Source organism: Microbacterium sp. LWS13-1.2, assembly GCF_040144835.1.
Lineage (GTDB): Bacteria > Actinomycetota > Actinomycetes > Actinomycetales > Microbacteriaceae > Microbacterium.
The window spans coordinates 280,952-295,641 of sequence record NZ_CP151632.1 but is presented as its reverse complement, the minus strand read 5'-3'; the positions used below and the strand labels follow the sequence as shown (position 1 = coordinate 295,641).

The 14,690-nt window shown below is 70.1% G+C and carries 13 protein-coding genes; 4 read left to right on the top strand and 9 right to left on the bottom strand.

The genetic code is table 11. The annotated features are described in order from the left end of the window. Positions 1-57 precede the first annotated feature (57 nt). From rimM to rpsP, 3 genes are read right to left on the bottom strand one after another with little or no spacing between them, the layout of a single operon-like run. Positions 58-708: a ribosome maturation factor RimM gene (rimM, locus tag MRBLWS13_RS01430; RefSeq protein WP_349428954.1), complete on the bottom strand. Its 651-nt coding sequence runs from the start codon at positions 706-708 to the stop codon at positions 58-60. Positions 709-757: 49 nt separating this feature from the next. Further along, positions 758-988 carry an RNA-binding protein gene (locus tag MRBLWS13_RS01425; RefSeq protein ID WP_045276246.1) on the bottom strand — a complete coding sequence of 77 codons (231 nt, stop codon included), beginning with the start codon at positions 986-988 and terminating at the stop codon, positions 758-760. A 4-nt stretch (positions 989-992) separates the two neighbouring features. Further along, the gene (rpsP, locus tag MRBLWS13_RS01420; RefSeq protein ID WP_349427318.1) at positions 993-1,415 is read right to left on the bottom strand and encodes a 30S ribosomal protein S16; all 423 of its coding nucleotides are present in this window, start codon (positions 1,413-1,415) and stop codon (positions 993-995) included. Positions 1,416-1,607: 192 nt separating this feature from the next. On the opposite strand from rpsP, the gene MRBLWS13_RS01415 reads away from it, so the two are divergent. Both MRBLWS13_RS01415 and MRBLWS13_RS01410 read left to right on the top strand, forming a co-directional pair. Further along, the gene (locus tag MRBLWS13_RS01415) at positions 1,608-2,771 is read left to right on the top strand and encodes a glutamate--cysteine ligase (protein ID WP_349427317.1); all 1,164 of its coding nucleotides are present in this window, start codon (positions 1,608-1,610) and stop codon (positions 2,769-2,771) included. 411 nt (positions 2,772-3,182) lie between these two features. Then, positions 3,183-4,073 carry a DUF559 domain-containing protein gene (locus MRBLWS13_RS01410; protein WP_349427316.1) on the top strand — a complete coding sequence of 297 codons (891 nt, stop codon included), beginning with the start codon at positions 3,183-3,185 and terminating at the stop codon, positions 4,071-4,073. 142 nt (positions 4,074-4,215) lie between these two features. Here the strand turns inward: MRBLWS13_RS01410 and ffh are convergent, their stop codons facing one another. After that, complete coding sequence (gene ffh / locus MRBLWS13_RS01405) at positions 4,216-5,781, bottom strand: signal recognition particle protein (RefSeq protein WP_349427315.1); 1,566 nt, start codon at positions 5,779-5,781, stop codon at positions 4,216-4,218. A gap of 70 nt (positions 5,782-5,851) precedes the next feature. Continuing rightward, the gene (locus MRBLWS13_RS01400; protein WP_349427314.1) at positions 5,852-6,844 is read right to left on the bottom strand and encodes a TetR family transcriptional regulator; all 993 of its coding nucleotides are present in this window, start codon (positions 6,842-6,844) and stop codon (positions 5,852-5,854) included. 138 nt (positions 6,845-6,982) lie between these two features. Between MRBLWS13_RS01400 and lipB the strand changes: the two genes are divergently transcribed. Beyond that, on the top strand, positions 6,983-7,621 hold the full coding sequence (gene lipB / locus MRBLWS13_RS01395) for a lipoyl(octanoyl) transferase LipB (RefSeq protein ID WP_331907478.1): 639 nt from the start codon (positions 6,983-6,985) through the stop codon (positions 7,619-7,621). After that, entirely contained in the window at positions 7,618-8,667 is a 1,050-nt protein-coding gene (gene lipA / locus MRBLWS13_RS01390) for a lipoyl synthase (RefSeq protein WP_349427313.1), read from the top strand. The genes lipB and lipA overlap by 4 nt, the downstream gene beginning before the upstream one ends. A gap of 9 nt (positions 8,668-8,676) precedes the next feature. Here lipA and MRBLWS13_RS01385 read toward each other — a convergent pair whose 3' ends face one another. The 4 genes from MRBLWS13_RS01385 to smc all read right to left on the bottom strand — a co-directional run bounded on the left by MRBLWS13_RS01385 (position 8,677) and on the right by smc (position 14,478). Then, a complete protein-coding gene (locus MRBLWS13_RS01385) occupies positions 8,677-9,177 on the bottom strand; it encodes a DUF2004 domain-containing protein (protein WP_349427312.1) in 501 nt (166 codons plus the stop codon). Positions 9,178-9,258: 81 nt separating this feature from the next. Further along, positions 9,259-10,131 (bottom strand): signal recognition particle-docking protein FtsY, encoded by an 873-nt coding sequence (gene ftsY, locus MRBLWS13_RS01380; RefSeq protein WP_331907472.1) that lies wholly within the window; start codon positions 10,129-10,131, stop codon positions 9,259-9,261. Positions 10,132-10,157: 26 nt separating this feature from the next. Beyond that, positions 10,158-10,865 (bottom strand): hypothetical protein, encoded by a 708-nt coding sequence (locus MRBLWS13_RS01375; protein WP_349427311.1) that lies wholly within the window; start codon positions 10,863-10,865, stop codon positions 10,158-10,160. Positions 10,866-10,929: 64 nt separating this feature from the next. Beyond that, the gene (gene smc / locus MRBLWS13_RS01370; RefSeq protein WP_349427310.1) at positions 10,930-14,478 is read right to left on the bottom strand and encodes a chromosome segregation protein SMC; all 3,549 of its coding nucleotides are present in this window, start codon (positions 14,476-14,478) and stop codon (positions 10,930-10,932) included. Positions 14,479-14,690 lie beyond the last annotated feature (212 nt).

The window sequence follows — 14,690 nt, the reverse complement described above, 5'->3', positions numbered from 1 at the left end:
TGTTACCCGCAGATCACATCTGCCGCACGGCTGCCGGTGGCGCCGCGTGAGACGGTGTCAGCGAGCGGTGTCGGCGTCGTCGGCGGACGGGCCCGCCGGAGCGTCGTCAGCGTCGTCGGCGGACGTCTCCGCCGCAGCGTCGTCGCCGTTGTCGTCCTCGGGGAGCTCCTCGAAGAGCCCTGCCGGCGGGGTCACGATGACGCGCCCGGCCGCGATGTCGACCTCCGGCACGATCGCCTTGACGAACGGCACCAGCACCTCGTCGTCGCGCACCTTCACGATGAGCAGGTCCTGTGCGGGGAAATGGTCCACCCGGGCGACCTTGCCGACGACCTGGCCGTCGCGGACGACCTCGAGGCCGACGAGCTGGTGATCGAACCAGGCGTCCTCCTCGGTCGGCGAGGCCTGGATGTCCTCATCGACCCACAGGATGGCGCGGATGAGCGCCTCTGCGGCGTCGCGGTCGTCGACGTCTTCGAAGAAGGCGACCGGGTGGCTGTTCATCCAGCGGAACTCGCGCACCGTGAGCGGCTTGCCGTGCCACGGCGACGACTCGGGAACTTGCAGGGTGAACGTCGCGCCGGGGACGAAGCGACCGTCGGGGTCGTCCGTGTACAGCTCGAGCTTGATGGCGCCCTTGAGTCCGTGCGCCTTGACGAGGCGACCGACACGGAGCTGCGTCTTGCCAGCGGGGGGAACGGCATTCACGGGCTTGCGGGCGTCTGCGCCCGATCCCGCAGTGTTCTCGCCTGACACCTCAGTCGTCCGCGACGTCGACGCGCACGCGGCGTCCGTCGGCGAGGGCACTGATGAGGGTGCGTAGGGCTTTGGCCGTGCGGCCGCCGCGCCCGATCACGCGACCCCGGTCATCGGGGTGGACGTGCACTTCGAGCACGTCGCCGCGGGGCGACGTGGACGAGTCGATGCGGACGTCGTCCGGGTGATCGACGATCCCCTTGACGACGTGTTCGAGCGCGGCGGCGAGCAACGGATTACTCTGCGGACTCGGCGGCGGCCTCGTCGGTCGCCTCGGCGGCGGGAGCCTCGGCGGCCTCGGCCTTCTTCTCGGCCTTCGGCTTCACGACCGACTTCTTCGAGGAGTCGATCTCGAACGCGGGCTTCTCGTCGCGGGTCTTCACGGTCGAGACCGCGTTCTTGTCGCCCTTGAACTGACCCCAGTCGCCGGTCAGCTTGAGGAGTGCGCGCACCTGCTCGGTCGGCTGTGCGCCGACGCTCAGCCAGTACTGGGCACGCTCGGAGTCGACCTCGATGAACGAGGGCTCCTCGGTGGGGTGGTACTTGCCGATCTCTTCGATGACACGGCCGTCGCGCTTGGTGCGCGAGTCGGCCACGACGATGCGGTAGTAGGGCGCACGGATCTTGCCGAGGCGCTTGAGACGGATCTTGACAGCCACGATTCTCCTGAATGTGTGGAAAGCGAACGAACCTGTCGCCTGGAGCGTGGGGTGCACACCCGGCGGGAGCTCAGAGGAGGAGCACGACGCTGGATAGAGGGTCGAGCGTGTGGTCCAGCCCTCTATTCTGCCAGATGACGCACCATGCCGCGAACCACCGGAGTCCAGACCCGTGCGTGCCAGACTGTGCCCATGACGGTGCCCTTCGCGACATCCGACCGCTCATCCGTGGGCCTGGAGTGGGAGCTCATGCTCGCCGACACCGCGACCGGGGACCTGATCCCCCGCGGCCCCGATCTCCTCTCCGCGCTCGAAGAGCGCTCCAGCCTCGAGCGCTACACCGTCACCGGCGAGCTGCTCACGAACACCGTCGAGGTGACCAGCGGCATCGGCGACACCGTTGCCGCCGCCGTCGACGACATCGCCGACGCGATCGCCGAGGTGCGCACCTACACCGACCCGCACGGCGTCGACCTGCTCTGCGCGGGCAGCCATCCGTTCGCGCAGTGGTACGACCAGAGTGTCACCGACAAGACCCGCTACCACAAGCTCATCGAGCGCACCCAGTGGTGGGGCCGCAACATGATGATCTGGGGCATCCACGTGCACGTCGGCGTGGAGGACGTCAACAAGGTGTTCCCGATCATCAACGCCCTCGCCGTCTACCTGCCTCACCTGCAGGCGCTGTCGGCGTCGAGCCCGTTCTGGGCGGGTGAGCGCACCGGCTACGCCTCCAACCGCGCGCTCGTCTTCCAGCAGTTGCCCACCGCGGGTCTGCCGTGGCCGCTCCAGAACTGGAGCGAGTTCGAGGGCTACCTCGACGACATGGTCGGCACCGGAGTCATGGAGGACGCCACCGAGGTGCGGTGGGACATCCGTCCGGCGCCGCGCTGGGGAACCATCGAGGTGCGCGCCTGCGACGGCATGTCGACGCTCCCCGAGCTCGCCGCGGTCGCCGCCCTGGTGCAGGTGCTCGTGGAGCACTTCTCGCGCCGGCTCGACGAGGGGCTGCCGCTCGAGACGATCCAGCCGTGGTTCATCCGCGAGAACAAGTGGCGCGCCGCGCGCTACGGACTCGACGCACGCGTGATCGTCGATCATCTCGGCACCCAGCGCCTCGTCACCGAGCACCTGCGCGAGACGCTCGCAGAGATCGGCGACATCGCCGACGACCTCAAATGCGCCCGCGAACTGGCGGGCATCGAGGCTATCCTCACGGGCGGTGCGAGCTATTCGCGCCAGCTCGCCGTCGCCGACGCGGCCGAAGGCGACCTCCGCGAGGTTGTGCGCCACCTGGTCGGCGAGTTCCGCTCCGGCCCCACGCTGCGCGAGCACCTGGCCACCCTCGGCCGCTGACGCGGCGCTGTCGCTCCGCAGGGGCCACTCCGCGCCAGCGGCCCACCCCTGTGACGTCACCTCGCACGTCGCGGGAGGGGACGGATGCCGCGGCAGCGGCATCCGTCCGGCGCGGGCCGTCGCCAGCGGCATCCGACAGCGCGAGGCGTCGCCAGCGGCATCCGACAGGCGCGAGGCGTGGCTGACCGCGCGTCGGTACGCACCCCGCGCCGAGGCACGAAATCAGGTGATTTCGTCAGCACAGGAGAACCCGCCGTCAAACGTCCTACCCCGGTGAGATCACCTGATCTCGCAACAGCGAGGAGGCTGTGGATGCCGTGGCTCGAGGCCGGGACGCCAGGCACGGCTTCCTCCCCAACTTGCGGCTGCGCCGCATTTTCCCCGGATCGGTGCACGTGTGCGCGCCCGAAGGTGGAGGCCATCGACGCTGGACCAGTGAACACCGCAGACCTCGGCACCGGACCGTCCCTCCTAGAGTGGATCGATCAGCGCCACGGCGTTTCGCACACGTCGCAGCTGCGCGTCGCCGGTTACACCGCCCGCGAGATCGCCGATGGCGTAGCCCGCGGGGATCTCCACCGGGTGCGCCGTTCGTGGCTAGTACGTCCGGATGCCGATGAGAGGCGCGTGAAGGCTGCCTCCGTGGGTGGGCGAGCGACATGCCTGAGCGGTGCGGAGATGCTGGGACTGTGGGTTCCGGACCACCCGGAGGTGCACGTCGCAGTTCAGGCCACTGCATCCCGCAATGCGACTGAGGGAGTTCGATTGCATTGGGCGTCTGCGCCGGCGCCCGTGAGCCGGACCATGACGGAGGAGCCGGTCGTCAACATCCTCTTCCATGTCGCGAGGTGCGTGGAACCACGCGATGCTCTGGCGGTCTGGGAGTCCGCCATTCGAGCGAAGAAGGCGATGGCCGCGACGCTCAAGCGCGTCGCTTGGCGAAGCAGCGCTGCATCGGAGTTCGCGCGGCTGGCGAGCGAGCTCTCAGACTCCGGCCTGGAGACGCGATTCGTCCATGGCATGAAGCAGGTCGGCGTGCCGGTCCAGCAGCAGGTGACGATCGACGGTCACCGCATCGACGGACGCGTTGGCGACTCGCTTCTGGTGCAGCTCGATGGATTCGAGTTCCACAGCTCGGCGCAAGACCGCCGGCGTGATCTAGAAGCCGACGCTCGCCTCGTCCTGCGCGGCTACGTCGTGCTCCGTTTCGACTACTTCCAGGTGTTCTTCCGGTGGGAATACGTCGTGGAGACGATACTCATGGCGATAGCCCAGCGGCTCCACCGTCGCGAAATCAGGTGATTTCACGGGCGTAGGACGTTTCCCGCCGAAACGTCCTACCTCGGCGAAATCACCTGATTTCGCGACGGAGAGGGCGACCACCGGCGGTCAGGCCGCGCGCAGTCTCGAAGGCGGCGCGCAGGCCGCCCGGACAAGCGCGGGGTCAGCCGCGGCCGAGCATCTTCTGCAGCTCGGCGAGATCCGCCTCGGACGGGGCGCCCTTCGCTCCTCCGGCGCCGAGCCCGAAGCCCGAGCCCGTCGGGGCCTCGGCGCCCTGGGCCGCGATCCCCGCGTTCTCGGCGGCGCGCTTGGCGGGGTTGCCCGACCGCGAGCCCTTCGCCTTCTGCTGCTTGCCGCGCTTGGACGAGGCGCCCGGCCGGCCGGCGCCGGGGATCGGACCCATACCGGGGATGTTCGGCACGCCGCCGCGGGCGACGGTCTTCATCATCTTCGCGGCCTGGTCGAATCGCTGCACGAGCTGGTTGACGTCCGTGACTGTCATGCCAGAGCCGCGCGCGATGCGCAGCCGGCGCGATCCGTTGAGGAGCTTGGTGTTGCGGCGCTCGGCGGGGGTCATCGAGCGGATGATCGCCTCGGTGCGGTCGATCTCGCGCTCGTCGAAGTTCTCGAGCTGATCCTTCATGGACCCCATGCCCGGGAGCATCCCGAGCATCTTCTTCATCGAGCCCATCTTGCGCATCTGCTGCATCTGGGCGAGGAAGTCCTCGAGGGTGAACTGCTCGGTCGCGAGCTTCTCCGCGACCTTGAGCGCCTCCTCTTCGTCGAACGCCTGCTGAGCCTGCTCGATGAGGGTGAGGATGTCGCCGAGGTCGAGGATGCGCGACGCCATGCGGTCGGGGTGGAACGCCTCGAGGTCGTCGAGGCCCTCACCCGTGGACGCGAAGATGATCGGGCGGCCCGTGACCGAGGCGACGGAGAGCGCGGCGCCACCGCGGGCGTCGCCGTCGAGCTTCGAGAGCACGACACCGGTGAAGTCGACGCCGTCCTGGAACGCCTTGGCGGTGTTGACGGCATCCTGTCCGATCATCGCGTCGATGACGAACAGCACCTCGTCGGGATCGGTCGCCTTGCGGATGTCGGCCGCCTGCTTCATGAGCTCGGCGTCGACGCCGAGGCGGCCGGCGGTGTCGATGATGACGACGTCGTGCTGCTGGCGACGCGCGACCTCGACGCCATCGCGGGCGACCTTGACCGCGTCGCCGACGCCGTTGCCCGGCTCGGGCGCGTAGATCGCGGCACCGGCGCGCTCGGCCACGACCTGCAGCTGGTTGACCGCGTTGGGACGCTGGAGGTCGGCGGCGATGAGGAGCGGCGTGTGGCCGTCCTTCTCGAGCATCTTGGCGAGCTTGCCCGCGAAGGTCGTCTTACCCGAGCCCTGCAGGCCCGCCAGCATGATGACGGTCGGCGGGTTCTTCGCGAACTGCAGCCGGCGCTGCTGGCCGCCGAGAATCGCGACGAGCTCCTCGTTGACGATCTGCACGACCTGCTGCGCCGGGTTCAGCGCCTTGCTCACCTCATCGCCGAGCGCGCGCTCGCGCACCTTGGCGGTGAAGTCCTTGACGACGGGCAGCGCCACGTCGGCGTCGAGCAGGGCGCGCCGGATCTCGCGGACGGTGCCATCGACATCCGCGGGCGTGAGCTGCCCCTTCTTGCGGAGGTTGCGGAAGGTCTCGGTGAGCCGGTCGGAGAGGGTGCCGAAAGTCGCCATGATGCCCCGATTCTACCGGGGACGGATGCCGACGCCGCCCGCTCCGCCGCCGCCCGCCGTCGCGGGCGATTCAGCTCTCGGGTCCGAGCTCCTCGAACAGGGTCAGTTGCAGACCCGCAGGACCCCGCAGACGCGCGTTGCGGGAGCGCCAGGGCGTGACGCGGGCGGATGCCTGCACCTCCGCGCCGCGGTGCGCCAGGCGCTCGGCGGCGGCAGCGCTGTCGTCCACCTCGAGCGCGAGCCGGATGCGGTCGCTCGGGGCGTCGCCGTCTGTCTCGACGCGGTCGATGAACGCGACCTGCGCCGGGTTCGACAGCTCCAGGGTCGCGCGCCCGGCGTCGAGGATCGCCACGCGGGCACCGCCCTCGGCCTCGTACGCCTCGGCCTGCGGCATCCCGACGACGTCGCGGTAGAAGCGGAGGGCGGCCTCGAAGTCGGGCGCCTCGACGACCACGCGCAGCTGCCGCACCTCCCCGGCACGCACCGGCCCGACGGCTTCGGCGGCGTCCGCCGCACGAGCCAGGAAGCGCGCGAGCGAGGTGCGGCCGGCACCGTCGTGGGCCCACGCCTCGACCGCGGCGAGCACCGCCCCGCCCCACGCGGCGCCGGCGACCTCGGCGCGCACGCGATCCGACCCAGCGCGGACGAACCGCGTCGAGACCGCCCTCGCCACGCGCGCCCGGCGGAGGGCGGCGTCGCGCTCGTACTCGGCCTCGAGTCCCATCGCCTTCGCGTTGACGATGCCCAGCGCAAGGCTGTCGGGCGCGAATCCGTCTGCTATGGCGAGGGTCGCCGAACGGACGTCGGCGACGGCAGCCGTCTCCTCGTCCGAGCCCAGGTGCCGCTCGAATGCGGCGAGCCGCTCGTCGAGCCCCGCCCACAGCACATCGGACTTGGAGGAGAAGTAGTTGAAGAAGCTCGACCGGCTGACTCCGGCGCGGCTGGAGATATCGGCGATCGAGGTCTGCTCGTAGCCCTGCTCGAGGAACAGCTCGCACGCCGCTTCGGCGATGGTCTCGCGCGACGACGCCTTCGGTCGCCCCGCGCGCGGCTCGGTGGACATGAAGCCACCTTATGGCCGGTGGTCCATCCGGCATGGGTGCTGTCGGATGCGCCGTGCGTGTCTCGGCATGGGCGAGCAGCGGATGTATTGTTGGACGCAATCCATCAATCGCCACGAGCGAACCAGTGAAGGAGCGCGATGCTCGACATCCAGACGGTCGGCCTCTCCCCCGACTACGTGCCGTATCTCGACGGCTGGGCCTTGCAGCGAAGCATCCACGCCGAGGTGGTGGCGGGCACGCGACCCGACACGCTGCTGCTGCTGGAGCACGAGCCCGTCTACACGGCAGGCGCTCGCACGGCGCGGCATGAGCGCCCGACCGACGGCACGCCCGTCGTTGATGTCGACCGAGGCGGCAAGATCACATGGCATGGCCCGGGACAGCTCGTCGGCTACCCGATCGTGCGGCTCACCGAGCCGGTCGACGTCGTCGCACACGTGCGCCGCCTCGAGCAGCTGCTGATCGACGTGCTGGGCGCGTACGACGTCGAGGGCTACCGGGTCGAAGGCCGCAGCGGCGTCTGGGTGCGCCGCCCGCTGGGCGAGGACAAGGTCGCCGCGATCGGCGTCCGCGTGCAGCGGGGCGTGACGATGCACGGCTTCGCGCTCAACTGCGACAACTCGCTCGCCGGCTTCCGCGGCATCATCCCGTGCGGGATCACGGATGCCGGAGTCACGACGATCAGCGAGGTGGCCGGCGCCGAGATCGCGCCGAGCGACGTGATCGGCACGGTGAGCCGCGTGTTCGCCGCCGACTTCGCCGGGGTGCCGGCATGAGCGCCTGCAGCAGTGCGCCGGGTGCCGCGGGCACGCCGGACTCGGCATCCGCTCCCTCCGGTCCTGACGGGCGCAAGCTCCTCCGGCTCGAGGTGCGCAACGCGCAGACGCCGATCGAGCGCAAGCCGGAGTGGATCAAGACCAAGGCCAAGATGGGGCCTGAGTACCAGGCGCTGCATTCGCTCGTGAAGACCGAGGAGCTTCACACCGTGTGCCAGGAGGCCGGCTGCCCCAACATCTACGAGTGCTGGGAGGACCGCGAGGCGACCTTCCTCATCGGCGGCTCGCAGTGCACGCGCCGGTGCGACTTCTGCCAGATCGACACCGGCAAGCCGGCGGACTACGACACGGACGAGCCCCGTCGCGTCGCCGAGAGCGTGGTGCGCATGAACCTGCGCTACGCCACAGTGACGGGAGTCGCACGCGACGACCTGCCGGATGGCGGCGCATGGCTCCACGCCGAGACGGTGCGGCAGATCCACGCGATGAACCCGAACACGGGCGTCGAGATCCTCGCGACCGATTTCAACGGCGACCCGGCCCTGCTCGGCGAGGTTTTCGAGAGCCGTCCCGAGGTCTTCGCGCACAACGTCGAGACGGTCCCGCGCATCTTCAAGAGGATCCGGCCGGCCTTCCGCTACGAGCGCTCGCTCGACGTCCTGACCCAGGCTCGCGATGCGGGTCTCATCACCAAGTCGAATCTCATCCTGGGCATGGGAGAGGAGCCCGAGGAGGTCATCCGGGCACTCGAGGACCTCCGCGCCGCCGGCACCGACATCATCACCATCACGCAGTACCTCCGGCCGTCGCCGCGGCACCTGCCCGTCGCGCGGTGGGTCAAGCCGCAGGAGTTCGTCGGGTTCAAAGAGGAGGCCGAGCGGATCGGATTCCTCGGAGTGCTCGCGGGGCCCCTCGTGCGCTCGTCCTACCGCGCAGGCCGCCTCTGGGCGCAGTCGATGCTGTCCAAGGGTCGCGAGATCCCGGCGCACCTGGCGCACATCGCCGAGGACGTCCACGTCGAACGCGGCTTCGCCCAGGCGGTGTGACGGCGGCGGTCAGTCCGCGCTCGTGACCGACAGCACGGCCCCGGCGGAGTCCAGGTTGACCAGCAGCACGTCGTCGGTGGCGTCGGGATCGAGCGCGTACTCCAGCACCGCGAACGGGTCCGAGCCGCCGTGCTCGTCGGCGAGGATCGTCATGCTCATGAGCTGGAGCGAGCGGATCACGTCGATCTGGACGTCACCCGAGATGTCGACGAGCGTGTCCTCGAGGGCCTCTCCCAGCGTCTCCTGCTGCTGCAGGATGTACTCGGTCACTTCGCTGGTGCGATCGTTCAGCTCGTTCACCATGCCGTTGCGCGCGCTGCGGTCGATGTCCTCGATCGACGCGATGAGCGCGGCGGCGACGTCGAGGGCGGCCTCGGAGACGTCGTCCTGGTCGGGCGCCGTGAGATCCACCGTGACGGACTGGTCTCCCAGTTCGACGTTCTCCGACCAGAAGATCGATCCGTCAGGCCCCGATTCGAGGAGTCCGAAGTAGTCGTGCTCGATCGCCATGACCCCATGAAACCGCAAGGAGCGCGTCGGCGATAGCCCGAACACGGCATGGCGTGAATTCGGTCCGCGGCGGCGCCAGGATCAGTCGACGAGAGCGGCCGCGAACACGTGCGGGGTGAAGCCGGTGAGGTCGCCGATCCCCTCGCCCTGACCCAGCAGCTTCACCGGAATCCCGGTGCGCTCCTGCACGGCGAGCACGAAGCCGCCCTTCGCCGAGCCGTCGAGCTTGGTGAGGACCAGGCCTGTGACGCCCGCGTGCTCCAGGAAGGCCTGAGCCTGCATGACCCCGTTCTGACCGGTCGTGGCGTCGAGCACGAGGAGCACCTCGCTGATCGGCGCCTGCTTCTCGATCACACGTCGGATCTTGCCGAGTTCGTCCATGAGCCCGCCCTTGGTGTGCAGGCGGCCGGCGGTGTCGACGAGCACGATCTCGGTGCCGGTGCTCTTGGCGTACTCGATGGTCTGGAAGGCGACGGATGCCGGATCCTGGCCCTCCTGCTGCGGCCGCACGATCGCCGCGCCCCCCCGCTCGGCCCAGGTCGCGAGCTGGTCGACGGCAGCGGCGCGGAAGGTGTCGGCGGCACCGACCACCACCGACCGTCCGTAGCGCTGCAGGAACTTCGCGAACTTGCCGATGGTCGTGGTCTTGCCGACGCCGTTCACGCCGACGACGAGCACGACGGCGGGCCGCTCGGTGAGGCGGAGGGTGGTGTCGAACTTGGCGAAGTGCTCCTCGAGCGTCTCCTTCAGCATCCGCTGCAGGTCGCGCGGGTCGGTCGTGCGATACCGCTCGACCTTCTCGCGCAGCTCGTCGATGATGCGCTCGGTGATGTCGGGGCCGAAGTCCGCCGTGAGCAGCGCCGTCTCGAGGTCTTCCCAGGTCGTCTCATCGATCGTGGGTTTGACGAACATGCCGCGCAGCGCACGGCCGAGCGACCAGGAGCTCTCTGCCATCCCCCCAGCCTAAGTGCCCGCGCCGTTCACCCCGACGCGGGCGCCACCGCGATGCCGAGGTAGTTGCCGAGAAGGTCGGTCACCTCGGTGGCGACGTCTTGTCCGGGCGGGCACTCCACGTTGACGACCAATGACGTGCCGAGGGTGCCGAACGTGCGCCCGAACTCGCTCCAGCTCGCCTCGTCGCCACCCGCGCCCCCGCTGCCGCCGACCATGCGGATGTCGACCGTGCCCTTCTGCGTCGTCTGCGCGACGTAGTCGTCCGATGCGTTGGCGCTGACGTCGGCCCCCGTCACCCCCGGAATCTGCGTGCTGAGCACCGCGGCGAGCATGTTGTCAGTGCTCTCGCGATCATCCGCCCCGAGCTCCAGGTCGGTGATAGCGCCCTGGTAGAAGGCGATCGTGCACTGGGTCTGTCCGTCCAGGTACGCCCAGCTGCCGTTGCCGTCGTCGGGCGACGATGTCGCGAACCGCTCGTCGGCGGCCATCAGCCGATCGTCCCAACCCACCGTCCAGAGCGCGGGGTCCAGTTCCGCACCCGCGGCGAAGGTGATCTCGGCCGGTGGACTGCCGGCGTCATCCGCAGGCTCGGGCGTCTCGCCGGCATCCGCGGAGGCCGAGTCGGAGGGCTCCGGCGACAAGAGCCGCGCACCCGGTGGGAACGGTGTGCACGCGGTCAGCGCGAACGCCGACAGCAGCAGTCCGGCCGTCACCGCGCGCGCAGAGGTGTGCATAGGCGAACGCTACTCCCCCGTCCCCGAGCTCCACGCCCAGCGGTCGGCGCAGCCGACCCGCCGATCAGGAGGCCACGCGCTCCACGATGCGCTGTCCGACGACGGCGGAGACGCCGTCCTGCCTCATCGACACGCCGTAGAGGGCGTCGGCGATCTCCATGGTGCGCTTCTGATGGGTGATGACGATGAGCTGGCTCGATTCGCGCAGCTGCTCGAAGACGCCCAGAAGGCGGCCGAGGTTGGCGTCGTCCAGCGCGGCCTCCACCTCGTCCAGGATGTAGAAGGGGCTCGGCCGGGCCTTGAAGATCGCCGTCAGGAGCGCCACCGCGGCGAGAGAACGCTCGCCGCCGGAGAGCAGCGAGAGCCTTTCGATCTTCTTGCCGACCGGGCGTACGGCCACCTCGATGCCCGTCGTCAGCGGCGAGTCGGGGTCGGTGAGAGTGATCGACCCGGTGCCGCCGGGGAACAGGATCGGGAACACCTCGCCGAAGGCGACCTTCGTGTCTTCGAACGCCGCGAGGAAGATCGACTGCATGCGCTCGTCGAGCTCTTCGATGATCGTCAGCAGATCCTTGCGGGTCTGTGTGAGGTCCGCGAGCTGCTCGGTCATGAACTTGTGACGCTGCTCGAGGGCTTCGAACTCCTCGAGCGCAAGCGGGTTCACGCGACCGAGCTGGGTGAGCTTGCGCTCGGCCTCCTGCAGTCGCCGCCGTTGCTGGCCGCGGTCGTACGCAATCGCCTCCGCCTCCGCGCCGTCCACAGCCGGCTCAGCGCCCTGGGTCGTCGCGACGAGTGGAACGGGCTGATCCGGCCCATATTCCGAAATGAGAATGTCTTCGTCGAGGCCGAGCTCGGACTGCACGCGTTCGAGCAGCCCGCCCACGTGCAGCCGCTTCTCGTGGATCTGCAGCTCGAGGTTGTGGACGCTCTCGGTGAGACCCGCCAGCCGCTCCCGCACCGAGCTCTCCTGCGCGCGGAGTTCGCCGAGCTCGGCGGTCACCGCGGTGCGCTCCGACTCTGCGGCGGCGAGCTCCGCCCGCGCCTGAGCGAGCGAGCGGTCGACCGAATCGATCACGGCGGGCAGCTGCCCGGCGACCCCGGCGGCGATCTCCCGCTGCGCGCGGCGCACCACCGCCCGGCGTGCTGCCTCGGCGGCGGCCTCGCGTTCACGCTCCCGTTGGCGTTCGAGCCCGACGACCCGCGCCTCGCCGGCGCGGATGCGCTCGCGGAGCGTCTCGACGTCGAGCCGCGAACTCATCTCGGCGTCGCGGGCCGCCTCGAGTGCGGCGAGCATGCCGTCGCGCGCCGACGCATCGAGGATGGGCCGGGGAGCCTCGAGCGCAGCCGTGAGCTGATCCTCCGCCGAGCGCGCTGAGCCCTCGGCCTCCTCGACCGCCGCGGCGGCTTGCGCCAGGCCGGCGGCGAGGCGCTCGCACTCGGCGACGGCCGCTTCATGCCGCACGGTCGCACGGTTCACCTGCTCCGCGTGTGCTGCGAGGGCCGCGTCGTGTTCACGGAGCGTCGCCAGCGCGGTCTTGGTGCGCAGGCGCGCGGAGTCGAGTTCGCGCGTAGCATCGCCGAGCGCTTCGTGCAGGGAGTCTGCCACCACGGTGATCTCGTCGCGGCGCTCCGCGGCGGCATCCCGCTCCGCCGCCAGCTCGAGCCGGGAACGGGACGAGCCGGCACCTGCGCGGAGCGAGTGCTCGGTGTACACCTCGCCACGGCGGGTCACCAGGGTGAGCGGTCCGCCGAGTTCGGCCATCGCCAGAGCCGGTCCGGCCTCCCGAGCCGTCTCGAGGTCGTCGACGACCACGACGTAAGAGAGCAGACCCAGCACCCCGTCGGGTGCCGTCACCACTTCACGCGCAGGAACGACTCCGCGCAGCTTCGGGAAGTCCGGCCGCATCACGCCCGCCGATGCGATCACGATGTCGACCATGCCGGCCTCGGCGTCACGCGCCGCGTCGGCCACGGCGAAAGCGCTCGCCCGATCGTCGACCAGCACGCCTTCCGCGATGGGACCCAGCACGGCCGCGATGGCGGCCTCGAACCCGGAGCGCACCTGCACCGCGTCTCCGACGAGGCCGCGAACACCGCCGCGACCCTGCGCGATCAGTGCGGACGCGCCGTTCTTGACATCCAGCGCGCGGCTCAGCGCGGCCGTCTGCGCCGTCAGCGCCTCGCGCTCCCGCTCCGCCGCGTGCAGCCGCTCACGCAACGACGCCACCGACGCCTCCGCCTCGGCGGCATCGCGCTGGGCGCGCTCGTACGCGGCGGCATGGTCGGCCGTCGACGCGTCGGGCACCAGGTCGGGGTCGACACCGGCGAGGGTCTCTTCGGCATCGGCGCGGCGCGCGAGGGCGGCATCCAGCGCCTTCTGCTGGCGCTCGACCGCGGTCTGGACGGCGGCGAGGGCGGATGCCGCCGCCTCGGCGGTGCCGCGCAGCGCGGTGATCCTCATGTCGTGCTCGGAGACGAGGGCGCTCTGCGCGGCGATGTCGGAGTCGAGGGCGTCGAGCTCGGCGCGGGCGCGCACGACGTCGCGGGCGGCCGCGGCGGCGGCGTCCTGCGCGGCGCCCAAGCCGTCCGACACGTCGTCGATCTCGGCGCGGGCCTCGTCGATCATCGCCTGCGACACTGTGGTGAGCTCGAGGCGCTCCTCGTCCTCGGCGTCCCCGAGCAGCGCCAGGCGCTGGCCGGCGAGGGCGTACAGGCTGCGCAGGCGGTCCTGCGAGCGCTCCAGCCCGAACGCGACGCGACGCGCACGGTCGACGCTCTCGGATCGCTGGTCGTTCTCCAGCTGCTCGATGCGCACCCGCACGTTGTCGAGCCCGTCCTGCAGCACCATGCGCTCGGCGTGGCGCTCCTGCTCGCTCTGCGCATGCGACGCCAGCTCGGCACGGAGGCCCGAGATCTCGTCCGCGAAGAGCCGCGCCTTCGCATCGCGCACGACGGCGGCGATCGTCGCCGCCTCGCGGGCGATCTCGGCCTGCCGGCCCAGCGGCTTCAGCTGCCGGCGCAGCTCGCCCGCGAGATCGCTCAGGCGCGTGAGGTTGGCCTCCATCGCGTCGAGCTTGCGGACGGTCTTCTCCTTGCGACGCCGGTGCTTCAGGATGCCGGCGGCCTCTTCGATGAAGCCGCGGCGATCCTCGGGCGTGGCCTGCAGCACGCTGTCGAGCCGGCCCTGCCCCACGATCACGTGCATCTCCCGGCCCAGGCCGGAGTCGCTCAGCAGCTCCTGCACGTCGAGCAACCGGCACGACTCGCCGTTGATGGCGTACTCGCTGGTGCCGTTGCGGAACAGCGTGCGGCTGATCGTCACCTCGGCGTACTCGATGGGGAGCGCACCGTCGCTGTTGTCGATCGTGAGCTGCACCTCGGCACGACCGAGGGGGCCGCGTGTCGCCGTGCCGGCGAAGATGACGTCTTCCATCTTGCCGCCGCGCAGCGTCTTCGCCCCCTGCTCCCCCATCACCCAGGCGAGGGCGTCGACGACGTTGGACTTGCCGGAGCCGTTGGGGCCGACGATGCACGTCACGCCGGGCTCGAGGGCGAAGGTCGTCGGCTGGGCGAACGACTTGAACCCTTTGAGCGTCACGCTCTTCAGGTGCATGGATCCGCCCCCGCCCCGGTCGATTACCCGCCTACGCTACCGGAGCGGTGCCCCGTCTCCCGGCAGACCGGCCGCACGAATCGGATGCCGCGACACGCCATGCGAACAGCGAATCTGCGAATTCGCTTGACGCCGGCATCTCGCACGCGCTAGCGTGACTCTCCGCGTCTGAAGTCGAGAAAGGAGGTCCCCCGATGATGCTGATGAATACC